The following is a 26,714-nucleotide window of genomic DNA, read 5'->3' on the forward strand; positions in this document are numbered from 1 at the left end:
GCTACGGGAATTCCCGTAGCGCCAGTCCCTTTGTGCGTCGATCTACGCCTCGGCCTGCGCCGCCAACCCTGCGCGAATGCGGTCGCTTGCGTCTGTCAGTGACGCGTCGCTGATTGAGGCCGCGGCGACGGCGTCGTTCTTGCGGGCCGCGGCGAGCAGTTCTTCCTGGTAACGCCAGAGGGAATCGTCCCGGTCCTCAAGCCGGGCCTTCGCGCCGACAATCTTGTATGCCCGGCACTGCTGCCACAGGTCGCGGATCATCTTCACGAGTACGGGATTTCCGGCGGCGCCGTAGAGGATCGAGAGCATTTCCTCGTCGTGGTCGAGGACAGCGACGACGCGCTCCTCGGTAATGGCGGTCCGCATGAGCTCGTACTGGGCCTGCATCCTGTCGCAGTCCTTGGCTGAGATGTGCTGGCTGCCCAGGCGTGCGGCCTCGGTTTCCAGCAGGCGGCGGACGTCGTAGACGTGGGCCAGTTCCTTGAGGGAGAGGTTCTTTACCACGGCGCCCTTGTGGGGTTCGCGCTCGGCCAGGCCCGCTTCTTCCAGGCGTCGGATCGCTTCGCGGACCGGCATCACACTGGTGCCTACCTGCGCGGCAAGATCCCGGATCCGGAGGCGGGAGCCGGCGGGAAGATCTCCATTCAGGATCGCCTCATGGATCATGGCATACACCTGATCGGTCAGCAGTGTCGGCTCTACTCGCTTGGATATGACCACAGATCAAATATTACAGACAGGACTGGGCGGAGCTAGCCAACCCCGCCCCGATCTCACGCCGGGGTCATCCTCCTCTGGTTCCGGGTCCCATGACAAAAGCAAACCGGATGGTTTGTTTACGTTTGTCCATGAATTGGCATAACCTCGTGATGCCGTGCAGGGGCGCATTGCCTGTGCAGGGATGAAGTCAGATTTTGGGGGATGGCTTGGAATTGGCTAGGAAACTGAGATGGGCAAATGCCGCATTTGCGCTCATTGCGATGTTGGCACTCGGAGCGGTCTGCGGTGCCCAGGCTGGTGATGCTCCGGGCGTGCCGTTTGCCGGCCCGCCAATTGCGGCGAACGCCCAGCCTGTTTTCGAAAGCGGGTGTGGAAGTTTCGCCTCATTGCTGCTGATGCGCCTTGCCCAGCCGGAGGCTGACCAATACCTTGTTCCAGCGGTCCGGTGTTGGTTCCTTCAGCTACGCCTCTAGATGCCATTTTGCTTGGAGTTAGTTCCGCCTCTCAACAGGGGGCCTTTAGCTCGAAACGAGCACGCATTTCAAGTCAAGATGAAACCGGTCGGATGGTTTTGGTTTCTCCATGGATTGGCATAATCTCGAGTTGCCCGCAGGGGCACCTGCTCCGTCCAACGGGCGAAAATCAGATATTGGGGGACTACATGAAAATGGTTAGGAATCTGAAAAAGGCGAGTGCCGCAATTGCACTCACTGCGCTTTTGGCAGTCGGTGTGGCTTCCGGCGCACAGGCCACCAGCGGTTCGGGGACGGCATATTTTGACAACGGCCAGCCCATAACTGCGAATATGTGGATCCAATCCGTTGCCAAAGGCGGGTGTGGAAGCTTCGCTTCGTCGGCGGTAATGAACGTTTCGCCGAACTGGATCCGGAACACTACTTCGTTTTACCAGTACGGTGTTGGCTCCATCAGCATCAAGGGCGTTAACGTTTCGGGCTCCGGAACGAGTAACCCCGCGACAATCCAGTGGACAAACAGCAACGGCGCCAGGGGGTCGTACCTGAGCGGGACTGTTTGCATGGGATGGGGATCGTTCTACCTGGGTGCGGACGTAGCGGCAACTGCCTACTACTACGGCAACCTGCGAACTGCTTCCGCGCACGTCTAACGAAGAGATCGGCACTGTAGCAGTGAAAACAAGTATGCGTGTTGGTCGTCGCAATTCGAACCGTGCACGGAGCCTCACACGTCTGTCGTTGCTGACCCTGACCGTGCTTGGCTTGGCTGCCTGCAGTGCCGGTCCTTTCGCGGAAGGCAACGATGTCTCCGCCATTAAGGAAGACCTGGTGAAGCTCCAAGGTGCAAACGGGCTCGTCAGGATGCCCGAATCCGCGGGTCAGGAACGTGGAGACCTCTACACGACGGCACTCTATTCGGACGATCTGGGCCCGTCATTGCTAACAGCGGGCGATGCAAGGAAAGTTGTGGATGATGACCTGGGCAAGCAGGACACGGCGGATCTATTGACCCTCTGGTCTGCGCTCAAAGTCCTCAAAGCAACGGGCGGAGAGTTGCCTGGGATCTTGGAAAAGAAGTTGGCAGACGCGGCCATCCCTCCCACGCAACAAGACGTGGGGGCAGAGATTGCCGCCCTCTGGTTTTGGATTGACCTCGGTAGGATGCGTGATTGGTCGGGTGGTCACCGGTCGGCGCCTGAGCGGGAAGTGGTCTCCCGGCTTAAGTCTGTCGACATAGCGTCCATCAAAGAGAAGCCCTACCTGTTATGGCGGCTCTTCGATTCATTTGCGGCACTCAAGGTTCAAGGACCTGAAGAATTGGAAGCGGCGCTGAAATCCGTGGATATTAAGAAGCTGCCATCCGACTATGAATCCACCCTTGATTTCCAGGCTGCACTTGAAACAAGAATCAAATTCGACCGCGACCTGCTCGTTCCCAATGACGCGAAAGGCCACATCGTTCGAATACTCGAATCGGGCCAAGTCGATGATGATGCTCTGATCGACTCGATGCTGCGATCCATGGAATTGCTCGACGCCCGTGCCGAACGTCAGCGGATTGTCAAAGAAAATGTCGTCTCAAGATTGGATGAAGGGAACGGACTGATTCGCTCGTCTGCCTTGGACAACGGATCAGTCCATGGAACGTACCTCGCTGCAAGACTCCTCGACACTGAATTCCCGGAAGTCGCAGGAGAACAAACCAGGATCCAGCTCGTGCGCGCAATTGAAGATCCCAGGGCAGATGTGATTACCCAACTCAAGGCCCTTGTCGCCCTGAAGCGCTCGGGATCTGACTCCTGGCGCAACTACTCCGCGGTCGTTCAACGGGGGAGGGTCGGAGTTGCCGGAAAGGTGACCCAAGCCAATTTGGGTGAATACCTCGAGCTGATCGATGTTTTGGCGCAGCTAGATCCCGACGTGAAGCTTGCCCGGCTCGAACCATTCGGCGCTGACCCCGCGGCAGAAGAACCACTTTCCAAGGCACTGTTGGCCCTCACGAATTCGATGTACTTCTCTAACAGTGCGGAAGTGAGATCAATGTTTCCCGCTGTGCAGGCCAAGCTCCCAGAGCTGATCCGGGGACCCGGATCGAATGGCCTCAACTACTTCCGCGCACTCACGGCGATGACCAGCGCCAGTTTATCCGGCCTGGGCTCTGATGACTTCGACGCCGCAGCGGAAGAGCTTCGGAAGCTTAAGGGGTGCAAGGAATTTCCGTCGCTATACCGCCTGGAGCCGGACCCAGATTCACAGTGCAGCCTATCGCTCTCGGCGGCCATGATCGCCGTTCCCGGTGCCTACAACCTCGGAGACAACAAATGACTTCGGTCCTACGTTTGGAAAACATTCACAAGTCGTTTGCTGACGAGGGCGGGCGGCGGCACCAAGTATTGGCCGGCGTCGACCTTCATGTCATGCAAGGGGAGATCGTCTGGCTCCGGGGCGAGTCCGGTTCAGGCAAGTCCACCATCCTGAACATTTCAGGCCTGCTCTCCACGCCCGATGCTGGCAGGGTATGGATCAACGGACACGACCGCACCAAGGCATCCCCCCGTGCGGCCGCGACGGTGCGCTCCAAGGAAATCGGGATGGTCTTCCAGAGCAGCAACCTGCTGCCGGAACTTACCGCACTGGAAAACATCGTCCTTGCCAGCAGTCGGCAGTTGTCCAGAGAGGCCGTCATGCAACGGCTGGAACGCTTCGGCCTCGCGGCGGTGGCCGACCGGAAAGCCAAAAGGCTTTCGGGCGGACAGCAGCAGAGGGTCGCTTTCTGCCGAGCCCTCATCAATCAGCCTTCAGTCCTTCTTGCCGACGAGCCGAGCTCCGGCCTCGACGCAAGCAACACCGAGGCCATCCTCGAAGCGATGCGAAGCGGCGCCGAGAGCGGATGCGGAGTCCTGGTCGCCTCTCACGACGAGGTCTTCAAACACATTGCCCACCGTCAGCTTCCCATGAGCGAGGTACTCGTTGAACAGGTATAAGGTATTCACCGGACGAGCGGTGCAGCTTTCACTCTCGAAACTGCGGCCGCTTGCGGTCCTGATGGCCCTTGGCATCGGTGCGTTCGTTTTTGCGGACAGCGTGGTGGGGGCGGGCATCAGTTCCTATTCCAACAACATCACCACCAACTCGGCCCTGAACTACGTTGAGGTGACGTCGGTGGGCCCGGATTCTGCCCGCGACATCACTGACAACTCGCTGGCCGAATTCGATCGGATCGAGCACGTCGCCGGTACGTCCGGCTGGGCGCAGATTGACCTGGCCATTGAGGAGCCCGAGAACTGGCCAACCCCGAACAATCCCGGCGCCTTCACGGGGACGCCGTTCATCAGTGGAATCACCCCGAAGCTGGTGGAGGGAAACCTTCCCGCAGGCGGACCGGGTGGGAAAGACATTCTCCTTCCTGACATGGGCCAAGGGCAGAGCTATGCGAAGTTCCTCGGCAAGGAAATCGCGTTCGTCTACACGAAGGAGATTGCTCCGGGCCACGGGGAACCTGCCGCGATCACCCTCCGGGTGGCGGGAATCTATGACAACTCTTCGCCGGGCACGGACGGCGCACAGGCGGCCTATGTCTCCGGTACCCTGCTCAAGTCCACGCTCTCCAACGCCAGGGATAGCGCCAAGGCAATCACCTTTCCCCGGGCCTATGTCCGCGTCGACTCTGCCGAGCAGGTGGTGAACGTACAGAACAAAATCCGCGAACTCGGCTATTCAGTCAATAGCGTTGCCGGGCAGATACGTTCGCTATCGGGCCTGTTTGCGCTCCTTCAGTTGGCCAGTTGGGTGATCGGCGGCGTCCTGGTGATTTTCTGCCTTGGGGTGGGCGTTTCGGTTGGGGGCAGTTGGATCAAGCAGCGTGCACGCGAGGTGGGCCTGCTCAAGGCAATCGGCTGGTCCGGCGGCTCGATCGCGGGTGTCTACATGGTTGAGCTGGCCGCCGTGGGGCTCATCATCGGCGTCGTCGGTGCGGCGCTCGGGACGGTGTCTTCGCTGCTTGGCACGGCCGTCTTCAATGGCCTCCAGCTTGAACTCCTGCCGGTTGCGGCCTGGGCGACGCCCAATTGGCTGCTTGTGGCCGGAGCGCTCCTCTGCGTGCCGCTGTTTCTCTGCGTCGGCGCGGTGGGGCACGTGGCGAGGCTCGCCCGCCTGGACGCGGATTCATCGCTAAGGGATCTCTGAACGGGATTCCCGTAGAGCCTGCCCCTAGACGCCCTCCTGAATTGGAGTTAGTCTAACTAACATGAATTCAAGCGGGACGCAGAGCCGCTCGTATGACATGAGCAAACGGGCTTCCTCTGCGGCCGAAACCGGGCGCCGCATCCTCCAGGCGACCCTGGATCTGTTCATGGAAGGGCCGCTGGCCGGCGTCACCCTGGCCGCCGTCGCCGAGCGAGCGGGTGTCACCGTCCAAACCGTCATCCGGCGCTTCGGCGACCGCACCGCCCTGATCAACGCCACCGCCGAATACTCCGCGGCGAACGTGGCCAGCCAGCGCGATGCCGCACCTGCCGGGGACGTCCGTGCCGCCGTCGGGAATTTGCTGGAGCACTACGAGACGACGGCGGCCCTCGCCCTGAAGCTGCTCGCCGAGGAAGACGCGTCCCCGGTCTTGACCCGGATCACCGAGGGCGGGCGGCAGTACCACCGGCAATGGTGCGCGCGGGTCTTCGCCCCGTTCCTGGAGGAGCTGCACGGGGCGGACCGCGACCGCCGGCTCGCCCAGTTCGTCGCCCTGTGCGACGTCTACACCTGGAAGCTCCTCCGCCTCGATGCGGGGCTGAGCCGCGACCAGGTCTGCGTTTCCCTGCTCGAGATGCTCGAGCCGTTCACCCGGAGACCCTGATGTCCACCGTCCTCGCCTACACCTCACCCGCCATTGGCCACCTTTTCCCCTTGGTTCCGCTGCTGCTGGAGCTGAAGGCGAGGGGCCACGACGTCCATCTGCGCACGCTGCCCAGCCAGGTCGCCGCGATGCGCACGCTCGGCTTCCACGCCGCGCCCGTTGACCAGCGGCTGCTGGACTTGGAACACCGGGACTACCTGGCCACATCGGTCAAGTCAGCGCTGGCGTCCAGCGTGGACACCTTCACCTCGCGGGCCCGCTTCGACGCCCCGGACTTCAAAGCGGCCCTCGACGACGTCGGCCCGGACCTCCTGCTGCTGGACATTAATGCGTGGGGCGCCGGCACCGTCGCGGAGAGTTCCGGACTTCCGTGGGCCACGGTGAGCCCCTTCATCCCGCCGCTTGAATCGAAGGGAACCCCGCCGTTCGGGCCGGGCCTCGCGCCGATGTCCGGACCGCTGGGGAGGGCGCGCGACGCCGTCGTCCGCCGCCTGGTGATTGCCGCCGTCGAGAAGGTAATGATGCCCGGAATCAACAGCATGCGCGCTGACGCCAGCGGCGGCCGGCTCCCGCCCCTGCGCACCGCCGACGCCTTCTTCCGCCGGGCCCCGCTCATGCTCCTGACCACCGCGGAACCGTTCGAATACGCCCATACGGACTGGGGGCCGGAAGTCCGGATGATCGGCGCGCTCCCGTGGGAGCCCGCGGAGGAGCGGCCCGCATGGCTCGACGAGATCGACAAACCGGCCGTCCTGGTGACGACATCGTCCGAATATCAAGCCGACGAGAAACTCGTGCGCACCGCCTTGCAAGGCCTGGCCGAGGAGCCGTTCACCGTCGTTGCCACGCTGCCAGCGTCCGGTTCGGAGGGGATTGGTTCCGTGCCGGCGAACGCCAGGGTGGAACGCTTCATCCCGCACGGACCCGTGCTGGAACGGGCCGCGGTGGCGGTGACGCACGGCGGCATGGGGGCCACCCAGAAGGCGCTCGCCAAGGGCGTGCCCGTGGTGGTGGTCCCGTTCGGCCGCGACCAGAACGAGGTGGCGGCGCGGGTGGTGGCCGCCGACGCCGGTGTGCGGCTCCGGCCCGCGAAGCTCACCCCGGAATCGCTCCGCGCCGCGGTCCGCGAGGCCATCGGCAAGGCCGACGGCGCCCGCCGGGTCGCGGCCGGATACGTCGCCGCCGGGGGAGCCGCCGCAGGCGTGGATGCCCTGGAGGGCTTGCTCCCCGCCTGGCACAAGGGCCAGGCCGGGGCCGCGCAGTAGGCTCCCGAAGCGGGGACAAGGCTGTGTTGCCGCGCGGATGCGGGTTCCGCCGGCAACGTGCAGTATGGGTGCATGGCCCAGGTACCGGACATACCTCCGCAGTTTTACGGCGAGCTCATAGAGACGAGCGCCCGCATCGTCACCTGGAATGTGTGGGGGCTCTATGGTCCTTGGCAGGAGCGGGAAGCGGCCATTCTTGCCACCCTGGAAAGCGCCCGGCCCGACATCCTTGTGCTGACCGAATCCTGGGCAAGAGGCGCGGACAGCCAGTGCAGGAGATTGGCTGACCGGCTCGGCATGCCCCACCACGCCTTCAACGGCGTCACCGCGCAGGAAGACGAAGCGGCACTCTCCGGTGTCGCCGTGATGTCACGATGGCCCATCAGCTCCACCGAGGGACACACCTTCGGCAGTTTGCGGGTTCAGAGCGCCCGGATCGACGGGCCCAGGGGCCGGATCCAGGTTCATGGTGCCGTGATGGATGCGTGGTGGCTCGATGAAAGCCAGGACCGCCAGGATGCCGTGCGCGCATTCTGCGCCCATGCGCACGCCTCCCAGTACGAGCGGACCCCGCTGGTGGTGGCCGGGGATTTCAATGCGGATCCGGACAGCGAGGAGATGCGCCTGCTGACCGGCCGGGCCGCCGCGCCCGTCAAGGGCCTCTCGTTCTACGACGCGTGGGAGGTGGCCGGCGGAGGAGGCCGGGGCTTTACGTGGTCCAATGCGAACCCGTGGGCCGTGCAGTTGCTGTGGCCGGACCGCCGGATCGATTACATCCTCACGGCCGCACCGCGGCGCGGCGGCGCGGGCCACCCGCTCGCAGCCGCCCTGCTCGGCACCGCGCCGGTGGGAGGCATCTACCCCTCCGACCACTACGCATTGCAGGCCGACATCCGCTACTGACACTGCCGCGCCGTGGGTTTGGCGGCGGCTGGCTTTGTGCCAATTGCCTCGGTGCCGGGCCTGTGGCGCCCCTCGCCGCGGAGGTGCTAGCGTTTTCGGTGATCGTGATCTTTCGGCAGGAGGTGAGACCCATGTACGCAGTATCCGCAATGGGTGCTCCCCTGCAGTCCACGATCGCGCGGCTGGGCTAGCCGCCTCCGGGAGCGCCACCCAAGGCAATTCGCGAAAGGCGACTCCCATGAACACAACACCTTCTTCCTCCCTGCCGTCCGCGCGGACACGGACGCTGCCGACCCGGGCCCTGGTCCTTGGCGGCGGCGGTTCCACCGGCAATGCCTGGCTGATCGGCGTCGTCGCCGGCCTCTTCGATGGCGGGCTGGACGTGACCGGCGCCGATCTGATCATCGGCACCTCGGCCGGATCGACGGCCGCAGCCCAGATCACCGGCGCCAGTCCGGCGCAACTCCTTGCCGACATCCTGGCCGCCCCGCCCCACCAGCGGCCAGCCCCGGCCCGGCAGCAGCCCGCATCACCCGGGAGTGACGGGCGCCCCCGCCCGGGACAGGTGAGCGAGCATCTGGAAAGGACCGACCGGATCATCGCCGCCGCCGGGGATGCGGCTGACATGCGCCGCAGAATGGGGGCCTCGGCACTTGAGCTGCCGCCGTCGTCGGACGCGTCTGCCCAGGCGAGGTGGCGGGCCACCGTCGCGTCGCGGCTGCCCAGCCAGGACTGGCCGGCACAGCCGGTGCGCCTCACGGCGGTCAATGCCGGGACGGGCGAACCGGTGGTGTTCGACCGCCACAGCGGCGTGGACCTGGCGGATGCCGTGGCGGCGAGCTGTTCCAGTGGCTTCGCTTATGGCATCGGAGGCAGCAGCTACATCGACGGCGGTTACCGGTCCAACGCCGAGAACGCCGACCTCGCGGCGGGGTATGCGCGGGTCCTGGTGCTGTCCCCGTTTGGCGGCAGGACCCGGACCCCGGCGGAGTGGGGCATGGACCTGGCAACGCAGGTGGACGGGCTGCGCGCGGGCGGAAGCCGCGTGGAAACGATCTTCCCGGACAGCGGTTCCGAGCACCTGTTCGGCGTCAACGCGATGGATCTGTCGCTGCGTCCGTCTGCCGCCCGGGCCGGGTACGGGCAGGGCAGAATGCTTGCCGGAAAGCTCAATGAATTCTGGTGCTGACGGTTTGGGAAAACACGGAATTCATTACGTTCCGAGTAGTTACGTAATTGCCGGGCAAATGATCGCTATGATGCAAATCGCCGTGATTTCTATTGTTCGCCTGTACTGGCGGGCGTACGGTGCTATTACCGCGAAAAATTGACTCGTGCTATCTCTGGGGGAATTCATGAAACGTACACTGGCCGCGCTGGCCGGCGCCTTCGCGCTTGTGGTTGCGGGGCCTCTGGCCCCGTCGACGGCGGCGACTCCGAGTATTACACCCGCTCAGGTCACCACCGGATTTTCGGGAATCGCATACGGTTCCTACATTTTCAATTCTGACAAGACCCTTACGTCGGGTCCCACGGCTAATTCATCGATTGGCTGCACCGGTCTCACGGGGTTGACTTCCAGCAACAGCACCGCAGCTTTGAATGTGCCTGCAGTGGGTGCCGTGGGTGCCGCCGCAACGAGCGTCAGGACGCTGGAAACGGCGACCGGCAAACGCATCGAAAGCCGGTCTGTTGTGGGCAGCGCCAATCTGCTGGGCGGACTTATCACGGCCGGGACCATTTCGTCCGTGAGCATCGCGGACAAGAACACCGCCGGTGCTTTTTCGGGTATCAACCAGACCAACATTGCCAACCTGAAAGTCCTGGGTCTGTCCGTGGCGGCCAACCCGGCTCCCAATACGGTGATTGACCTCAATGTTCCGCTCCTGGGTTCCCTTGGCAAAATTACGCTGAATGGCCAGGAAAAGAAGCTGGTCAACGGTACTTTCCAGGTATCGACGACGGCGCTGCGGGTCGAGGTCCTCAAGGCTGGAATCGCGGGCGTGAAGGCCGGGACGGACATCCGCCTCGGTGTCAGCCTCGCCAAGCTGACGCCGCCGCAGCTTGGCTACGCCACCGGCGCAGGGTTTACCACCAAGGCCATCCTGGCCACCGGGCTGCTCGGTTCGGGTCCCACCGCCTATGCCGCCCTCAGCTGCGGCGCCGGGACCCAAACGGTGAACTTGGCCGGAGCCACCGTTCCGGGTCTTGCAACGGTGGGCGCCTCCACGACGACCACCACCACCGTAGTCAGCCCCGCCGTCAAGGGAACCGTGACGAACTCCCTCGCCGGGCTCAACGTCCTGAGCGGCGTCATCCAGGCTGATGCCATCAAGGCAGAGACCAGCGCAAGCCGTGCCACCGCGGGCGGCCTGGTCACCCTGACCGACACCTCCACGTTCACCAACCTGAGGATCACCGGCCTGCCGGCGATCAATGCCTCAGTGGCCCCGAACACCGTGGTCCAGGTGCCGGGCTTGGGCAAGGTTACTTTGCACAAGGTGACCAAGACCTCCGCGGCAATCATGGTCACGATGGTCGAAATTGTCCTGAACCAGTCGATCGGCGGACTGCCGACCGGATCGACCATCCAGATCGGCTATTCAGGCACGGCCATTAGGAACTAGGCGCCCAAAGTCTGGGGGGAGGGGTGCCGCCGCGCAATCCGCGGCGGCACCCCTTTTGCTTTCCCCCGCACCAACGCCTCCGGCCGCGCAGCTCACCAGCTGCGCGGCCGGAGGCGCTTAACGCGTCAGGAGCTCGACCGCGGGTGCATGATCTTCATCAGTTCCCACGACCGTTCGGCCGCGCCGATGTTCTGCGTGGAACGCTCTCGGTCCAGCGAAGCGAGCTCGACGGCGATCGCCTGCACCGCGGCGACCGCGCCGGTGAGCGAGGGGAAGAACCCCGCGCCCTCGGTAGGCACCACGATCCGCTGCGTGGCGTGCTCCGCAACCGGCGAACCGGCACTGTCCGTGATGGAGGCGATCGGCGTGCCCACCGTGCGGGCGGCCTCAATGGCGCGCAGGGTGCTGTCGTACACCCGCCACAGGCTGATGACGATCACCAGATCCTCCGGAGTCAGCCGCGCGACGGCGTTGCTTAGCGCCGCGACATCCGCATCCAGGAGCCGCACGTCGTGGCCGGCGATGATCGCGTTGTGCTCCAGCGCCTTGCCCGGAATGGCGTAGCTGCCGGCGGCGATGATGAAGGTCCGCCGTGCACCGGCGATGGCCTGGGCGATCGCGTGCACGGTGTCCGGGTCCAGGGTGCGTTCGAGGTGGGCGAGGTTGGTGCGGTCCGTGGACACCGCCGCTTGGGCCGGGCTGCTGATGTGGCCGTTGTGCTGGGCCGCCACTTCCACCGCGCTCAGGGATGCCAGGAAGCGGGAGCGGAGCTCGAACTGGAAGTCCGCCCAGCCCTTGAACCCCAGTGTCTGGGCGGTCCGTGTCACAGTGGACGCGTTCGACGCCGCCGCGGCTGCGATGTCGCTCACCGAGCCATAGGAGGCCAGCCGCGGCTGCGAGCGGAGGATGCCGATCACCTGCAACTGCCGGGCCGCGAGCTTGCGTCCCTGGACACGGCTGTCCAGCCATTCGGTCAGCGTTGAGGAGTTAATTTCCTGGTTCACCTATTGACCTGCCTCACACTTGCCCGTACCTTCGATACATCTGCACAGACTTGTGCAAATTCTCCAAAATGTACAACTTCGCCCACTTTGGCAGGAATCTCATGTCCCTCACCGCACGTCTGGACCGGTTGTCACTCAGTCGACCACACTACAAGCTTCTCCTCATCGGAGGCCTCGGATACTCGTTCGACGGCATGGATGGGGCAGTCGTGGCGTTCCTCTTGCCGCGCATCAAGGAACTGTGGGGCCTCAGCAACGCCAGCCTCGGCCTGGTCGGCTCCGCTGCTCCGCTTGGCTTCTTCTTCGGGGCCATTCTGGCCGGCTGGTTGGGGGACCGCTTCGGCCGCAAGAAGGTCATGCTGTGGGCCCTGGCGTTCTACTGCGCCATGTCCGTGGTGGCCGCGATGGCGCCGAACTTCGAGGTGTTCCTGGTGGCGCGCGTTCTGGCCGGCCTGGGCGCCGGTGCCGAGAGCGTGATCATTGCCCCGTTCCTGTCCGAGTTCATCCCGCCCAAGCGCCGCGGCTGGTTCATCGGCACCCTGGCAGGCTTCTTCTCCTTCGGCTTCGTGGGAGCCGCCCTGATCGGCCGCTTCGTGGTTCCGCTGGGCGACGACGGCTGGCGCTGGGCGCAGGTCATCACTGCCGTGCCCATCCTGCTGCTGCTCTGGTGGCGCCGCAGCCTGCCCGAATCGCCCCGCTACCTGCTCAGCCAAGGCCGCACGGCCGAGGCCGAACGCGTCGTGTCCGACTTCGAAGCCAGCGTTGTCAAGGCCACCCGGAAGCCGCTCGCCCCGCTGGAACCGGCCGAAGAAGAAATCGCCCGGCACCAGCAGAAGGTCACCCTCTGGAACGCCCTGAAATTCATGTGGTCCAAGGCCCTGCGCCGCCGCACCGCAGTGATCTGGCTGATCTGGTTCGTGATCACCTTCTCCTACTACGGCTTCTTCTCCTGGATCCCCACCCTGCTGGTGGGCCGGGGCATCACCGTGACCAAGAGCTTCGAATACTCGATCATCATCTACCTGGCCCAGATCCCCGGCTACTTCTCCGCCGCCTGGCTCTGCGACCGGATCGACCGCAAGAACACCATCGCCCTGTATCTGGCCGGCTCCGCCCTGAGCGCCTTCTGGCTCAGCCAGTCCAACGACTCCGGCATGATCCTCGTGGCCGCCGCAACGCTCTCCTTCTTCCTGAATGGAACGTACGCCGGCGTCTACGCCTATACCCCGGAACTGTTCCCCACCTGGATGCGCGCCACCGGCGTCGGCATGGCCAGTGCGGTGGGCCGCATCGGCAGCATCCTGGCACCGTCCATCATCGGCATCTTCTCTGCGGCACTCGGCTTCGGCGGGGTGTTCACCATGACCACAGTGGTCCTCACCATCGGTGTGCTGGGCGTGGTGATCTTCGGAGCGTCCACCGCGGGTAAGTCCCTGGAAGACATCAACGCCCGCGCCGAACACGAATCCGTACGCGAAGGAAGCCTGAAATGACCGCCGCCTTCCAGGACGCCTTCGACTCCCTGAAGCGGAATCCCGGCGTCATCCTGTTCACCGCCCTGCAATGGAACGCCGAACGCTCGGCCCTCCGGCGCGTCTTCACCAGCCACCCCGAGGAGTACCCGCTCGGCGTCGAAAAGACAGTGGAAATCTCCCCGGGCTGGCTCGGCACGGTCATCGCGGACAAGCGGCCTTTCCTGGCAGCCGACCTAGCCGGACTCGCCGAAGTCTTCACCGACGTCGAACTCATCCGGTCCCTGGGCTGCGGTGCCGTCATCAACCTTCCCGTCCTGAAGGACGGCGACGTGGTTGGTGTCCTCGCGCTGCTCGACGCCGAGGGCTGCTACTCGCAGCAGAGCGTGGAAACCGCGACGGCGGTGCTCGCCGCCAGCGCGGAAGAACTCGCCGCCGCCTTCACCCACGAACCGTCAACCATCCGGAAGGATTCCCTTCTCCCATGAGCACCACAGCCCTTGTCATCCGCAATGCCAGCGTCCTGGACGTCCACGCGGGTACTTACTCGATTGCCGACGTCGTGAGCGTCGACGGCAAGATCCGCACCGTCGGGCTCGACGCCGAGGCTCCCGCGGGTGCCCGGACCATCGACGGGACCGGCAAGTTCGTCATTCCCGGCCTGATCGATGCGCACGTCCACGTGGTGGCATCCAGCGCCGACTTCCGCTCCTTGACCTGGACCCCGGCGTCGTACGTCTACGCGCAGACCGCCAGGATCATGGGGGAGATGCTCCGCCGCGGCTTCACCACCGTCCGCGATTTGTCCGGCGCCGACTTCGGCCTGGCCCTGGCCCAGAGCGAAGGGCTGCTGGAGGGCCCCAAGCTGCATTTCTGCGGCAAGGCCCTCAGCCAGACCGGCGGCCACGGCGACATGCGCCTGCCCGGTGAAGACCACGATCCCAACGGCCGTGGCTGCTGCGGGATCGGGCGCGTGGCCGACGGCGTGGATGCCGTCCGTGCCGCCGCCCGCGACGAACTGCGCAAGGGCGCCCACCACATCAAGATCATGGCCTCCGGCGGGGTGTCCTCTCCCACGGACCGCATCGACTCCACCCAGTACTCGATGGAGGAGATGCGGGCCGCCGTCGAGGAAGCCGAAGCCGCCAACCGGTACGTCGCCGCCCACGCCTACACCGCCCGCGCCATCAACCGCGCGCTCGAGGCAGGCGTCCGCTCGATCGAGCACGGCAACCTGCTCGACGACGAAAGCCTGCGCCTCTTCCTTGAGAAGGACGCCTTCCTGGTGCCGACGCTGGTCACCTACTGGGCGCTGAAGGAGGAAGGCAAGGAATTCGGCCTCACCGAAGAGATGTGGGCCAAGGTGGACTCCGTGCTGAGCAGCGGCCTGGAAGCGATCGCGCGCGCCCATGAAGCCGGCGTGAAACTCGTCTTCGGCTCGGACCTGCTGGGCGGCATGCACCGCCACCAGAACGAACAGTTCCGGCTGCTCGGCAAGGTCCAGCCCGCCATCGACGCCATCCGTTCGGCAACCACGACGGCGGCCCTGCTGCTGGGGCGCGAAGGCGAGCTGGGCGTCGTCGCACCCGGAGCGGATGCCGACCTGCTGGTCCTGGACGCCGACCCGGTGGCGGACATCGCCGTGCTCGCCGACATCAGCGAACACCTGGAGTACCTCATCCAGGACGGCGCGGTGGTTTCGCGGTAGGGCTTAGGGTGTGTCACCGGCCGCGCGGGCGATTGCTTGCGCGGCCGGGCTCAATGGAATGATGAGCGTCATGACTCAAAGGATTGCCTACCAAGGAGAGCCCGGAGCGAACTCGGACCTCGCCTGCAGGGAAATGTTCCCCCACGCCGAAAGCGTGCCCTGCGCTAGCTTCGAGGATGCGTTTGAACTGCTGTCCACGGGGGCCGTGGAGCTGGGGATGATCCCGATTGAGAATTCCATCGCCGGCCGGGTGGCGGACATCCACGCCCTGCTCCCGCAATCCAAGCTCCAGATTGTCGGGGAGTATTTCCTCCCCATCCGGTTCGACCTGATGGGCATCCCCGGCTCCACCCTTGAGGAAGCCATCGAGGTGCACAGCCACATCCACGCACTGGGCCAATGCCGCCGGATCATCCGGGATGCGGGGCTGAAACCGGTCATCGCCGGGGACACCGCCGGGTCCGCGAGGGAAGTGCGCGACTGGAACGATCCACGCAAACTGTCCCTCGCTCCGCCGCTCGCCGCAGAACTGTACGGACTGGAGGTCCTGGCCTCCGGCGTCGAGGACGATCCCAGCAACACCACCCGCTTCGTGGTCCTCACGCAGGAGCGGCCGCTTCCCACGAAGAAGGAATTGCCAGGTCCGGCGATCACGAGTTTTGTCTTCCGCGTCCGCAACGTTCCCTCCGCCCTCTACAAGGCACTGGGAGGGTTCGCCACCAACGGCGTGAACATGACCCGGCTGGAAAGCTACATGGTAGGGAATGAATTCGCCGCCACCATGTTCATGACCGACGTCGAGGGGCACCCGGAAGATCCCCGGCTCCGCCGCGCACTGGAGGAACTCGAGTTCTTCACCACGGAGGTGCGGATCCTCGGCGTGTATGCCGCCGATGCCTACCGCGCGAGGCACGCGGACGCTTCCTGAACGGCGGGGTTTCCTAGAAAGGCAAGTTGAGAATCGCGGCAACGAAAAGGCACGCGGCTACCAGAACCCAGGCCGCGCGTATCAGTGCCGCCCGCTGGACTTTCTGCTGGAGGGCAAGGAACCGAGCGTGCAGTGCGCCGGGATCATTCGCGGGTTGAGGGTTCCGATGCCATGTCCGTGGATTGGCGGCGACCGTTGCGATCCGTTCGGTCTCCGACCTGGACAGCAGCTGTGGCCGTCGCCGTAGCCAGCGCACGAGCTGCTGGGTGGAGAGGACGACGACGTCGGCGGGCCGCTCCTTGATTGTCAGGTTTTTCGCGCCGAAGATCACCAGAACGCCCGTCGCTGAGACGGGCATGCCGAGCGCTGAGCTGAGCAGCTTGGAAGCCCGTTGCGCCTCGTATGCGGAGTTCGGAATATGCCGGGTTCTCGAGCCGGAAACCATGAGGGTCCGGCTGGCCACCCAGACGGAGTGGCCCGAATGGTTCTTGGTATTGAGAGTGAAGATACCGCCGGGGCCGATTACTACATGATCGATGTCTGAGGAGCCCACGCCGACGGGGACCGCATGGAGGACAGTCCATTCCGGGCCCAAACCAGAAAGGACCTTCCCCACCGCGATTTCGGCTGTTGCGCCCTGGTACCAAGGTTTAGCCTCGGTCGTTAGCGGGTTGACCCCCAGTATTCGGCCGATTGCCGCTTGAGCCGGAACGGCTTCCTGGAGCGCCATGACCTGATTGATAACGGCTTGACCCGGGATATGGCGACGCAGTTGTGAATTGTCGGACATGGTGCACTCCGGTTGCGGAGGCTACGGGGCGGTCATGGCGGCCCCGTAGCGTTCCTTAGAGATAGCTCTTTACGCTGGCACGGAGAACTTCGGTGTGCTCATAGATCTCTTCGAGGGAGTTGATGGGCACCCGGGTTTCTTCTTTATTTGCGTCGAAGAGGCCGATGTATTTTTGCGCACGGTTGAAATGAAGGCGCGCGATCGGCTTGCGGTTGTTGTCGTCGAGAAGGACGGCGAAATAGGACTTTGCATCGCGCTGGACGACCCGCGCCGGTTTCACCTCGCTGCACACAATTGCTCGTACGATCTGGTAGCCCTCGATTTCCTCGAGCGTTGTTTCGATGCCATCCGCTTCCGCGAGATCTGCCTCGACCGCCGGTGCACTGGTGACCTCAGGGGCTACCACAGTCGCGTCTGAAACCACAAACGACTGGGCCCCTAACGCCTTCTTGAGCCGCTCATTCACTTGATCGTTGAGAAACTGTTTTGCGGCCTTGGCTACAAGGACTGTGAACTGTTCCCGTACCCTCTGCGTGTATGGGCCCGTGTAGACCCGTGCCGTCAGGAACTTCACCCACTCATCTTCTGGGTCCTTGAACTGTGCGGCCAGGGTTCGCTTGAGTTCCCCGATGAATTTGAGCTCTCCTGCCGCGCTAATGATTGAATCGAGGTCGAAAACTTCCTTCGAGAGCTTCTGGAGCTCCGGGATAAGGGACTCGTCGATGTCGTTCAGGTCCAACACCAGGAAAGGCTTGGCATCCATCCGGTTAGGGGCGTCGAGGTCGGTGAAGAATTGATAGATTTCGCCGTTGGTCAGGATGGCGATGCGGGCGTTAGTAACAGCGAAGTACCGGAACAGCTGTGAAGCATGCTCGATCCGTACGGGGCCGACCGATTTCTTGCATTCGATGAGGATTTGGACTTCGCCGTCCTTCACGATTGCGTAGTCGATCTTCTCACCCTTCTTGATTCCAACGTCGGCAGTGAACTCCGGAACCACTTCCAGCGGGTTGAATACGTCATAGCCCAGGATTGAGGAGATGAACGGCATGACGAAAGCGTTCTTTGTTGCTTCTTCGGTCTCGATGGCTCCCCGTTGCTGGCGCACCTTTGCAGCCAAGGACGTGAGTCGTTCTGCGAATTCCATTTAGCCCCCTACGGTTGATGCTCGATCGAACTCACAGTAGCCGAGGCATCAGACAAAACGGGAGACTAACGGGGCTAATTTCCAAAGCAGTGAACGCAGGCCGAAATTCCTAGGCCGCCGCTTTCTGATCCACCGCTGCGGCCCGCTTCACCCTCGCAAGGACCTCGGCAGGCGGGGCTCCGGCGTCGATCTCTGCGAAGCCCGGGTATTCGGGCAGCGAACGGTACGCCGCGCGGAAGGCCGACAGGTCCTCCAATGATTCCTCATCCGTGCCCCTGGCCTGGATGCGCTGATGGGCCAGTTCGGGGTCGACGTCGAAATGGGCGACGACGTCCGGAGCAGGGAGAGCCTCGAGAAGGCGGGGGAGCAGCCAGCCACGGGGGAGCCCATTGGCCTCGCGCAGTGCCAACTGGCAATGCAGGTGCCGGTCCATCACCACCAGGCCCTGGAAGCGCCGGGCCCGTGCATGAGAGATCAGCACGTTGGTGACCCGGATGGAAGTTTCCACCGTATCGGCCAGCCGTGGTGGCAACTGGACACCGAACCTGGCGCTGAGCAGCGACATCCTGCGCCTGCCGGCATGGTTGCTGAGCACCAGGACGTCTGTGCCTTCTTCCTCGGCCGATTCACGCAAGGCGCGGGCCGCCGTCGACTTTCCTGCGCCGTCGATTCCTGTCAGGACAATGAGCATGTGGCCTCCCCTCGTCCTCTATTCAACGAGGCGGGTTGCCGGATTGTCCCGGATTCGCGCCAAGGTGAGACACAGCTCACGGCCTGATCGTGAGCGGAACGACGGGAATGACGCAGGAAGTCCTGGCGATGCCGTCCCCGGTTTTCTGCCGGCTCAGGCGGTTGTTCTTCCCGGTGTCATCGCACCAGTCGAGTCCGTACGGCACGGCGGTGACGCCGGCTCTGCCGGGTTTCAGCCCGGCCGGGACTTTGAACGTGAAGGCAAATCCGCCGTCGTTGTTCATTGGTCCTGTCTTCTTGAAGACCTCGGTGCCGGCGGCGTCGGTGACGGAAACTTCAATCCTGGCGTCCATCCCGTAGCTGGGGTTGCACGTGGCATCCGGGGCGGAAACCGTGATTGTTTCGCCGGGCCGGGCAGTTGTGGGTTGCACTGAATACTTCGGCGGAAAGCACGGCGGTGGATTGACGGGATACCTGGAGCAAGAGCCGAGGGCGCCGCACACCGCCACTACAACCAGACACTGAACAACCGCCATGCCGATTCGACGCCCCATTTATTGATCTTCGCGTCCTGTGCGAAATTGCTTCAAGGGCGCCTTGCTTGCAATTCGGCGGCAATTCCATTTCGGAATCAGATGACCGTGGGATCCCGAAGGCTTGAAAGCGGCTTCGGGATCCCAGGGCCCCTTTTCCTTGACGGGCAATTCGGCTGGGCCTAATTTTCTTCGTGTAATGAAATTTATCTCTCGCATGTTGGAATATGGAGGAGCAATCATGCCCCAAGCTGACTCTGCGCCGATTCCTGAATCCACTCTTGAAGAGCGGAACAGAACATTCAGGCGAATTGTCTTCCGGATACTTCCTTTCGCCACCATCGTGTACATCCTGGCTTGGCTCGACCGCGTCAACGTGGGCTTTGCGAAACTGACGATGCTGGACGATTTGGGCTGGAGCGACGCGATCTACGGCGCCGGCGCCGGAATCTTCTTCCTGGGCTACTTCCTGTTCGAAGTGCCCAGCAACCTGCTGCTGCAGAAAATCGGTGCACCCAAAACCATCATGAGGATCGCCATCGGTTGGGGCGTTGTGTCGGTCCTCATGGCATTTTGCACGGAGCCATGGCATTTCTACGTGCTCCGATTCCTGCAGGGCGCGTTCGAAGCCGGATTGCACCCCGGCCTGATCCTGTTTCTCACCTTCTGGCTGCCGGCACATCGCCGGGCGCGCTCGATCGCGATCTTCATGTCCGCCTCGCCGATCGCATTGTTGATGGGCAGTCCGCTGGCCGCGCTCATCATGACCCGGACCGACGGCGCCATGGGGATGGCGGACTGGCAATGGCTCTTTATCATCGAAGGCTTCCCCTCCATCGTCCTCGGCATCCTCGCCGTCTTCGTCATGACCGACAAGCCCGCCAACGCCAAGTGGCTCAGCGCCAAGGAACGCGAACACGTCTCTTACGAACTGGACCTGGAATCAGCCGCCGAAAGCGGCCGCGAGCACAAATTCAGTGCGGCCCTGCGCACCCGCACAGTATGGGTCCTGATCCTGACGCTGTTTTGCATCATCTGCGGTAACGCCACGCTCTCCTTCTATGGACCCAGCCTCATGTCCGCGGCCGGCTTCACGGACCTCACCACCATCGGGTGGATCATGTCCGGGATCTTCGTCTTCGGGTGGGGCGGCATGATCCTCAACGGCTGGCTTTCCGACCGACGGCGCGAAGCACGATGGCACGCGGCCACCGCTGCGGGCGTCGGCGCACTGGGGCTCGTCCTGGCTGCCGTCGCGCAGGATGCAGGAAGTGCCGTCGGGGTGATCCTGGCTTTGGCCCTTTCCGCAGCGGGCACCATGGGTTCCATCCCGGTGTTCTGGAGCCTGCCTCCGCGGTTCATGTCGGGTACAGCGCTCGCGGCGGGCCTGGCGCTCATCAACTCCATCGCGAATCTGGCCGGCTATTTTGCGCCCCAGTTCCTCGGGGCCATCAAGACCGGCACGGGTTCGTATTCCTCGGGGCTGTTCATCATCGCGGCCGTGGAGTTCGTTGCGGTGGCCCTGATCCTTGCCTTTATCCGCAAGGACACGACGGCGGCGCCTGCCGAAGTGGAAAGCGGAACTGAGTCGCGGGTGCCGTCGTGACCGCGACGCTGCCCCTGCTCCTGATCAATCCGAACACCAACGGGGCGACCACCCGCCGCATGGTTGCGATTGCCGGTTCGGCCATGCCGGATGGTCAGACGGTGGAGGGTGCCACGGCCCGGTGGGGAGCTCCGCTTATCGACGACGACGCCAAACTCGCTGCCAGCGCTGACGCCGCCTTGGAACTGGCCGCGTCCATGGAGCTTTCGCGGTACTCGGGCGTGATTGTGGCGGCTTTCGGGGACCCGGGCCTGGAGGCCCTGAAAGCCGCCTCACCGGTGCCGGTCACCGGCATTGCGGAGGCCGGAATGATCGAAGCGGCTGCCGGAGGCCGCAGGTTCTCCATCGTGACGACCACTCCGCAACTGGCTAAGGCGATCCACTGCAAGGTTGTTGACTACGGCTTCGGTGACCTTTTCGCAGGGTTGCAGCTGACGGAGGGAGAACCTGCGGAACTCATGCGGGACCCGGAACAGCTGGAAGCGCGGCTGGCGCTCGCCTGCGAAACCGCCGTGTCCGACGACGGCGCCGAAGCGGTCGTCATAGGCGGCGGTCCGCTTGCTGTAGCCGCAGCTTCCCTCAGCAGGCTGTTCACCGTACCGATTGTGGAGCCCGTTCCCGCGGCTGCGCGGCTCGCACTTACGCGGGCGGCGATGGCCGGCGTCGACTCCCAATAAACCTTTACCCACGACAAAGGAGACGCTGTCTTGACACTTACTACTGATGCCCGTTCAACCACGCTGGCCGAGTTTTCCGAACTTCCGCGGGAGACCTTCGCCGAGCGTTCCATGGAACTCCCGGACGAACTGATCCGGGGAACCAGCGACCTCCACATTCACAGCGGTCCCTGGCTTAAGTCCTGCCCGGGCCGGCTGGATCCGTTCCGCATCGCCGAGCAGGCAAAGGCCGCAGGGATGAAGTCCCTCGTTTTTTACGACCACACCCTGGGCGTCAGCACCGGGACGGCCCAGCTCACGAAGTACCAGGTCCCCGGAATCGAGGTGTTCGGGGGAATTATCCTGACCAGCGTCCTTGGCGGGATGAATCCGCGGGCCGTGAAGACAGCCCTCCACTACGGGGCCGGTGCGCGGTTCGTGCATTTCGGGGCGCACTGCACCCACCACATGGTGATCCACGAGGGCAGCTTTGTTGACGGCAAGCTCGTGCGCTTTGTTGACCAGTACCCCAAGTTCGCCAAGGACGAGCTCCCACGGGCCATCCGGATCCCGTTGGAAGGACCCGTTTCCGATGACCTGGGCGAGATCCTGGAACTCATAGCGGAACGGCCGGAGGTGCACCTGAATACGGGCCACGTGTCCGTGGACGAAGCGTTCCGGTTGGTCGACCTCGCCGTCGAGTTCGGGATCCGGAAGATCGTTGTGGCACATCCCTGCCGGGCCCGCATGACGGTGGCCCAGCAAAAGGCGCTGGTGGAGAAGGGCGCCCTTCTCGAAGGGGCCGTGTCGGACTGGATGTTCCACCGCGGTCTCCGGCGGACCAACTACTACGTCGAGCCGGAGCTTGCCGACGAAATTGCCGGTATCGCCAGCACGCCCGAGCTCAGCGGCGGTGTGGTCCCGTGGGCAAAGCAGATCCGCGAGATCGGGCTGGAGCACTTTGTCCTGGGCACGGATTACGGCATCCGTTCGGGGCCGACGCCCTTGGAGGGCCAGCGGACCCTCATCAGCACCTTGCTGGATCTTGAGTTCACGCCGGAGGAAATCCACCTGCTGGTCAAGACCAATGCGGAGCGGCTGCTGGACATCGAATGACCGCAAGCCGCGTGGCCGCATTGCCAGCCGGGCAGTGCGGCCACACGGCACGCAAGGGGACGGCCGGCACCGGGCCTCCGGCTCCGGAGTGCAACCGGGACGTATTGACAAGCCGCCGTCGCTATCGCTTTCCTTGGTATACCAAGTATTGGGGACCGGCGGATTGGACACCATGTTTTCTGCAGATGAACCCAACAACAAGCAGCAGCCCCTCCGCGAGACCGTCCGGGAAACCATCCGCCGGAGGATCTTCGAGGGCCACTATGCCCCGGGCACCCGGTTGGTGGAGCGGGATCTTGCCGCGGAGTTCTATGTTTCAAGGCTTCCCGTCCGCGAGGCCTTGCGGATGCTCAGGCAGGAAGGGCTCCTCAGTGATCCCGGGTCCCGCGGGGCAGAGGTGAACCCGCTGAGCGCCAAGGACGTCGAGGATCTCTTTGAGATGCGGGAGCTCCTGGAAGTCTTCGCCTGCCGCCTCGCGGCCACCCGCGCATCGTCCGGGGACCTCAAGAAACTGCGGGATCTCCTCGACCACTCCGCCCGGTGCGAGGCCCGGGGCGCCAAGATGGCCGGCTATCACGCCAACATCGAATTCCACGAGGAAATCATCAGGATCGCGAACAACAATTTCCTGCGGTCGTCGCTGGACCCGCTCCAAGGGCGCATGCACTGGCTGTTCCGGCACGCGAGCGACCTTGCCGACCTCATCAGGGAACACCGGGAATTGTATGAAGCAATTGCCAGCGGAGATCCCGCACGCGCTGCTGCCCAGGCGGCATCCCATGTCGGCAAGTACCGTGACGAACTGATGCGCTCCCGCGGCCTCATGGCCCGGAACTCCGCCAGGGTCACGCCACCGACGTGACCTTCCGCCTCCGCAAGACCTCCAGGGCAACGGTGCCCGCCAGCCCGATGGCGAGGGCCACCAGCACGCTGAGGCCCCCGCCGCCGGCCGGGCCGAGGGTCGCCGCCAGGATCTGCCGGCTCATCAGGAGCATTTCCGCCAGGTCGCCCGGCCGGATCCTGGTACCGAGGACGTAGTCGACGGAGATGAAGAGGGCGGGGACCACCCAGAGCAGCGCGAGGTCCGCCACCCACACCAGGACCCGGACAGGCGGCCGGAAGCCGCACCACGCGAGGGCCAGGCCCACCAGCACAGCGGGCAGCCAGCGAATGAGCCCGAAGAAGGCCGGCGTCAGCTGGCCGAGGCTGGCTGTGTCCGCCGCCCACGCGGAGACCCAATTCCCGAACGGCACCGCCATCAGGCCAACCCCAAGCGCCACTACGGCAGGGGACGTCGCGGAAAGGAGCAGGCAGGCAACAAGCCCGGCAATAATCGCGGCGATAACCCCTGCCAGCAGCCCGCCGAAGTAGAGGTCCGATGCGGCGTCACCGTCAACGAGGCCGTTCCTGAGCACCGCGAAGGCCTGAATGGTCGCAAAAAGCTGCACCAGCAGGACGCCCGCGGCCGCGCACCAGGCGAGCGGCCGTCGTCGGGCAGGAGGCCACCGGCGCGGCGGGAAAAGAAGCCGCACAGCGACGCCAGCCACCGCGCCGCCGACCGCCAGGAGGGTCACCAGCGTCACCAGTTTGTACTGGCTCAACGGCAGCAGGGACAACGGCATGGCTTCCGGCGGCACCTCGGCGGCCCACAGGTTTTGCAGCGGCAGGCGCGGACCGCTGACCAGCCATGGCGCCAGCCCGATCAGTCCGCACAGGACACCGGCCAGCAGCGCGACGCCGAGGTCTTTGCCGCGTGTTGCATGAATCGCCGTATGGCTCATGGAACGTACCCCCAATGTTTTGTTCCGAGCCAGGAGACTAGCACGCCCCTCAGGTGTTAGCGCTTGGGCGGTTTCGGGGTGGGTTTGGTTTCGGGGGCGGGTGCCGGCGTGGGGGAAGGCGGGGGTGACGACTCCGGCACCGGGGAGGAGGGCAGGGCTGGCGCCTTCCGTTCCGGTTCCGGCGCCGGGCCTACCTTGCTGGGCCGCGGGCCCGGGCCGCGCATCATGGACTCCGGCGGGTTCGGGAACGCGCCGCCGGGGTACATCCGCACGACGCTCACCATGTAGTTCGCCCATTGCGGGCCGGCGATCATGTAGCCGTCCAGCACGCGGTAGAACTTGCCGTTGATGGTGACGTTCCGGCCCTCCCGTTTCTGGCCCTTGGAGGTGTCACCAAAGAACGACGCCGTTGCGAGCCCGCGCGTGTAGCCCACCACCCAGGTGGCGCCGTTGGTGTTGGACGTGCCGGTCTTCGCGGCGGTGGGCATGATGTCGTGGACCTTCGGATGGATGTACCAGCCCGAGCCCTGGATCAGGACATCCTGGAGCACTGCGTTGACGCCGCGGGCGACCTCCGGTTTCACGGCGTCCCGGCACGTGGCGCGGTCGGCGGCCAGGTGCCGCCCGTTCGGCGCGACCACCGAGACCAAGGCGATCGGCGTGCAGTAGCGGCCATCGTTGGCGAAGGTGGCATAGGCGTTGGCCAGGTCAAGCGGCGAGACGCCGATCGCCCCGAGCAGGTTGCCGATCTGGTGCATGTCGATCTGCGCCCGGTCCAGGCCGCTGTGCAGGCCTACGGCATCCACCATCTTCTGGATGCCGCAGAAGTCGAGCTGGGCCGCGGTGGCGAAGGTAGCCGTGTTGATCGAGTTGAAGAGGCCGTAATTGATCGGCATCGGCCGGTAGTAGCCGGGGTCGTTGTTCTGCAGGTCGTCGTCGGCACCCAGATTGGCGGCCTTCTGCGCGGAACTGTAACCGCCCAGCACCCGCCGGCCGCAGCTGGAACGCCACGGGAACCCCACGGGGTAGACCCGCCGTGACGCGTCCACGATCGCGTTCAGCGGCTTGCCCTCATTCAGCCACTCCGCGAACGTGAACGGTTTCATGGTGGAGCCGGGCTGGAAGCCGCCCGCGCCGCTGAGGTCATAGCCGTTCGCGTCCCGGGCATCGACATTGAAATTCAGCTGGGTATCGAACTTCCCCGGCGCCGGAAGGAACACGGTGTTCTGCGCCATCGCCAGAATCCGTCCCGTGCCCGGCTGCACCGTGACCAGCGCCGCGCCCCATTTGTCCGGGTTGGCGCCGGCGGACAGGTTGACCTGCTTCTGGGCCGCGGCCTGCAGCCGGCTGTCCAGCGTGGTGGTGATGGTCAGCCCGCCCCGGTACAGCAGCTTCTCGCGGTCATCGAACGTGGCGCCGTAGGCCTTGTTGTTCAGGATCAGGTGGGACACATAATCGCAGAAGTACGGTGCCATCGCGGCCCCGGCACAGCCTTGCCGGGCCGGTGTCACCTTCAGCTTCAGCGGAGTGGAGGTGGCGGCGTCGTAGGCTTTCTGCCCGATCATGCCCTGGTCGAGCATCTTGGACAGCACCACGTTCCGCCGCTGCACCGCGCCCTGCGGATTCACGAGCGGGTTGTAGTAGCTGGGGCTGTTCACAAGCCCGGCCAGCAGGGCGGCCTGGGGCAGGGTGAGGTTCTTGGCGGACGTGCTGAAGAACAGCCGGGCCGCGGCCTCGATGCCGTAGGCGTCCCGGTTGAAGAAGACGATGTTCAGGTAGCCCTCGAGCACCTGCTCCTTCGTGTACTTCTTCTCCAGTTCCAGGGCCAGTTTGATCTCGCGCAGCTTATCCAGCATGGTCTTCTGGTTGCCGAGGACGATCTCGTCGGTCCGGCCGGAGGCGAGGCGCTGCTCGTTGAGCACGTTGGCCACGTACTGCTGCGTGATAGTCGAGGCGCCCTGCCGGTCGCCGCCGCCCAGGTTGACCCGGACCGCCCGGATGATGCCCTGAGGATCCACGCCTGCGTGCTCGTAGAAGCGGTTGTCTTCCACGGCGATCACCGCGTTGCGGACATAGGGCGAGATATTCTCCAGCTTGACCGGCACCCGGTTCTCGGCGAAGAACGTGGCGATCAGCTTGCCGTCCACGCTCAGCACTTTGCTCGATTGCGACGGCGGACCCACGGTCAGTTCGGCCGGCAAGCCGTTGAAATAGGAGACGGAACCGCCCACGGCGAACCCGGTGGCCGCGACGACCGGCACCACGAGACTGGCGGACAGGACCCCGGCGATCACGCTCAGGACGAAGTATCCGAAGACCCTTCCCAGGGTCGTCGCCACACTGAACCTTGGACCATTCCTCATCGTCATGCCCCAGACCCATCCCAGCCAATGGCCTGTCCGGCTTCCCTTCTACCGGCTTAACGCCAGACTACGCCCGGAAT

At 64.3% G+C, this 26,714-nt stretch carries 25 protein-coding genes; 16 read left to right on the top strand and 9 right to left on the bottom strand.

The window, feature by feature from the left end; translation table 11 throughout:
* Positions 1-42: 42 nt before the first annotated feature.
* Together BLP88_RS02760 and BLP88_RS02765 are read right to left on the bottom strand one after the other, a co-directional pair.
* Complete coding sequence (locus BLP88_RS02760; RefSeq protein ID WP_217635128.1) at positions 43-720, bottom strand: GntR family transcriptional regulator; 678 nt, start codon at positions 718-720, stop codon at positions 43-45.
* A 657-nt stretch (positions 721-1,377) separates the two neighbouring features.
* Entirely contained in the window at positions 1,378-1,614 is a 237-nt protein-coding gene (locus BLP88_RS02765; protein WP_074586743.1) for a hypothetical protein, read from the bottom strand.
* 320 nt (positions 1,615-1,934) lie between these two features.
* Here BLP88_RS02765 and BLP88_RS02770 point away from each other — a divergent pair, with 320 nt between their 5' ends.
* From BLP88_RS02770 to BLP88_RS02805, 8 genes are all read left to right on the top strand, one after another.
* Positions 1,935-3,521, top strand: a complete 1,587-nt coding sequence (locus BLP88_RS02770; protein ID WP_139163282.1) for a hypothetical protein — start codon at positions 1,935-1,937, stop codon at positions 3,519-3,521.
* Complete coding sequence (locus BLP88_RS02775; protein ID WP_074586747.1) at positions 3,518-4,180, top strand: ABC transporter ATP-binding protein; 663 nt, start codon at positions 3,518-3,520, stop codon at positions 4,178-4,180. The genes BLP88_RS02770 and BLP88_RS02775 overlap by 4 nt, the downstream gene beginning before the upstream one ends.
* A gap of 19 nt (positions 4,181-4,199) precedes the next feature.
* Positions 4,200-5,381, top strand: a complete 1,182-nt coding sequence (locus BLP88_RS02780) for an ABC transporter permease (RefSeq protein ID WP_074586748.1) — start codon at positions 4,200-4,202, stop codon at positions 5,379-5,381.
* Positions 5,382-5,442: 61 nt separating this feature from the next.
* Positions 5,443-6,045 (top strand): TetR/AcrR family transcriptional regulator, encoded by a 603-nt coding sequence (locus BLP88_RS02785; RefSeq protein WP_074586750.1) that lies wholly within the window; start codon positions 5,443-5,445, stop codon positions 6,043-6,045.
* On the top strand, positions 6,045-7,310 hold the full coding sequence (locus tag BLP88_RS02790) for a glycosyltransferase (RefSeq protein WP_074586751.1): 1,266 nt from the start codon (positions 6,045-6,047) through the stop codon (positions 7,308-7,310). The genes BLP88_RS02785 and BLP88_RS02790 overlap by 1 nt, the downstream gene beginning before the upstream one ends.
* A 72-nt stretch (positions 7,311-7,382) precedes the next feature.
* Positions 7,383-8,213 (top strand): endonuclease/exonuclease/phosphatase family protein, encoded by an 831-nt coding sequence (locus BLP88_RS02795; protein ID WP_074586753.1) that lies wholly within the window; start codon positions 7,383-7,385, stop codon positions 8,211-8,213.
* A 238-nt stretch (positions 8,214-8,451) separates the two neighbouring features.
* Positions 8,452-9,402 (top strand): patatin-like phospholipase family protein, encoded by a 951-nt coding sequence (locus tag BLP88_RS02800; RefSeq protein ID WP_074586755.1) that lies wholly within the window; start codon positions 8,452-8,454, stop codon positions 9,400-9,402.
* 166 nt (positions 9,403-9,568) lie between these two features.
* Positions 9,569-10,840: a choice-of-anchor P family protein gene (locus BLP88_RS02805; protein WP_139163283.1), complete on the top strand. Its 1,272-nt coding sequence runs from the start codon at positions 9,569-9,571 to the stop codon at positions 10,838-10,840.
* A 125-nt stretch (positions 10,841-10,965) separates the two neighbouring features.
* Here BLP88_RS02805 and BLP88_RS02810 read toward each other — a convergent pair whose 3' ends face one another.
* Positions 10,966-11,844: a MurR/RpiR family transcriptional regulator gene (locus tag BLP88_RS02810; RefSeq protein ID WP_074586758.1), complete on the bottom strand. Its 879-nt coding sequence runs from the start codon at positions 11,842-11,844 to the stop codon at positions 10,966-10,968.
* A gap of 101 nt (positions 11,845-11,945) precedes the next feature.
* Between BLP88_RS02810 and BLP88_RS02815 the strand changes: the two genes are divergently transcribed.
* The 4 genes from BLP88_RS02815 (at position 11,946) to BLP88_RS02830 (ending at position 15,952) form a co-directional block, all read left to right on the top strand.
* Entirely contained in the window at positions 11,946-13,337 is a 1,392-nt protein-coding gene (locus BLP88_RS02815) for an MFS transporter (RefSeq protein WP_074586759.1), read from the top strand.
* On the top strand, positions 13,334-13,804 hold the full coding sequence (locus BLP88_RS02820; protein WP_074586761.1) for a GAF domain-containing protein: 471 nt from the start codon (positions 13,334-13,336) through the stop codon (positions 13,802-13,804). The genes BLP88_RS02815 and BLP88_RS02820 overlap by 4 nt, the downstream gene beginning before the upstream one ends.
* On the top strand, positions 13,801-15,024 hold the full coding sequence (locus BLP88_RS02825) for a metal-dependent hydrolase family protein (protein ID WP_074586762.1): 1,224 nt from the start codon (positions 13,801-13,803) through the stop codon (positions 15,022-15,024). Before BLP88_RS02820 ends, BLP88_RS02825 begins: the two co-directional genes overlap by 4 nt.
* A 70-nt stretch (positions 15,025-15,094) precedes the next feature.
* Positions 15,095-15,952 carry a prephenate dehydratase gene (locus BLP88_RS02830; protein ID WP_074587172.1) on the top strand — a complete coding sequence of 286 codons (858 nt, stop codon included), beginning with the start codon at positions 15,095-15,097 and terminating at the stop codon, positions 15,950-15,952.
* A 13-nt stretch (positions 15,953-15,965) separates the two neighbouring features.
* Here BLP88_RS02830 and BLP88_RS02835 read toward each other — a convergent pair whose 3' ends face one another.
* From BLP88_RS02835 to BLP88_RS02850, 4 genes are all read right to left on the bottom strand, one after another.
* Positions 15,966-16,742: a nuclease-related domain-containing protein gene (locus BLP88_RS02835; protein ID WP_074586764.1), complete on the bottom strand. Its 777-nt coding sequence runs from the start codon at positions 16,740-16,742 to the stop codon at positions 15,966-15,968.
* 55 nt (positions 16,743-16,797) lie between these two features.
* Entirely contained in the window at positions 16,798-17,889 is a 1,092-nt protein-coding gene (locus BLP88_RS02840; protein WP_074586766.1) for a type I restriction endonuclease, read from the bottom strand.
* A 109-nt stretch (positions 17,890-17,998) separates the two neighbouring features.
* Entirely contained in the window at positions 17,999-18,580 is a 582-nt protein-coding gene (locus tag BLP88_RS02845; protein WP_074586768.1) for an AAA family ATPase, read from the bottom strand.
* A gap of 76 nt (positions 18,581-18,656) precedes the next feature.
* Positions 18,657-19,010, bottom strand: a complete 354-nt coding sequence (locus BLP88_RS02850; RefSeq protein WP_245679747.1) for a hypothetical protein — start codon at positions 19,008-19,010, stop codon at positions 18,657-18,659.
* 343 nt (positions 19,011-19,353) lie between these two features.
* On the opposite strand from BLP88_RS02850, the gene BLP88_RS02855 reads away from it, so the two are divergent.
* From BLP88_RS02855 to BLP88_RS02870, 4 genes are all read left to right on the top strand, one after another.
* A complete protein-coding gene (locus BLP88_RS02855; protein ID WP_074586770.1) occupies positions 19,354-20,718 on the top strand; it encodes an MFS transporter in 1,365 nt (454 codons plus the stop codon).
* On the top strand, positions 20,715-21,395 hold the full coding sequence (locus tag BLP88_RS02860; RefSeq protein WP_217635129.1) for an aspartate/glutamate racemase family protein: 681 nt from the start codon (positions 20,715-20,717) through the stop codon (positions 21,393-21,395). The genes BLP88_RS02855 and BLP88_RS02860 overlap by 4 nt, the downstream gene beginning before the upstream one ends.
* A gap of 30 nt (positions 21,396-21,425) precedes the next feature.
* The gene (locus tag BLP88_RS02865) at positions 21,426-22,490 is read left to right on the top strand and encodes a DUF6282 family protein (protein WP_074586772.1); all 1,065 of its coding nucleotides are present in this window, start codon (positions 21,426-21,428) and stop codon (positions 22,488-22,490) included.
* A 172-nt stretch (positions 22,491-22,662) separates the two neighbouring features.
* Positions 22,663-23,352 (top strand): GntR family transcriptional regulator, encoded by a 690-nt coding sequence (locus BLP88_RS02870; RefSeq protein ID WP_074586773.1) that lies wholly within the window; start codon positions 22,663-22,665, stop codon positions 23,350-23,352.
* Here BLP88_RS02870 and BLP88_RS02875 read toward each other — a convergent pair.
* Both BLP88_RS02875 and BLP88_RS02880 read right to left on the bottom strand, forming a co-directional pair.
* Positions 23,336-24,271, bottom strand: coding sequence for a hypothetical protein (locus tag BLP88_RS02875; protein WP_074586774.1), 936 nt, complete (start codon positions 24,269-24,271; stop codon positions 23,336-23,338). The genes BLP88_RS02870 and BLP88_RS02875 overlap by 17 nt on opposite strands.
* Before the next feature lie 56 nt (positions 24,272-24,327).
* Positions 24,328-26,640: a transglycosylase domain-containing protein gene (locus BLP88_RS02880; RefSeq protein ID WP_084110726.1), complete on the bottom strand. Its 2,313-nt coding sequence runs from the start codon at positions 26,638-26,640 to the stop codon at positions 24,328-24,330.
* Positions 26,641-26,714: the final 74 nt, after the last annotated feature.

The organism is Arthrobacter cupressi (assembly GCF_900099975.1).
GTDB lineage: Bacteria > Actinomycetota > Actinomycetes > Actinomycetales > Micrococcaceae > Arthrobacter > Arthrobacter cupressi.